Origin of the sequence: Tepidimonas sp., from assembly GCF_046292505.1 — a bacterium.
Classification (GTDB): domain Bacteria; phylum Pseudomonadota; class Gammaproteobacteria; order Burkholderiales; family Burkholderiaceae_C; genus Tepidimonas.
Window position 1 is genome coordinate 272 of record NZ_JBKBQX010000299.1, and the last position, 236, is coordinate 507.

1 protein-coding gene is annotated in these 236 nt (G+C 59.7%); it reads left to right on the forward strand.

The window, feature by feature from the left end:
- Positions 1 to 236, forward strand: a 236-nt coding sequence (locus ACK4TH_RS13380; protein WP_409627141.1) for an EAL domain-containing protein, incomplete at both ends; no start/stop codon positions are given.

Here is a 236-nt window from a genome sequence, read left to right on the forward strand (position 1 = left end):
TCCCGACCGCCTCGAACTTGAGATCACCGAAACCCTGCTGCTGCAGGATTCGGCCGCCATCCTCGATGTGCTTCATGAACTGCGCGCCATGGGCGTACGTCTGTCGCTGGATGATTTCGGCACCGGCTACTCCAGCTTGAGCTATCTGCACAAGTTCCCGCTGCACAAGGTGAAGATCGATCGCTCCTTCGTCCGCAACATCACCACGGACAAGAGGTCGGCGAAGCTCCTGCGCG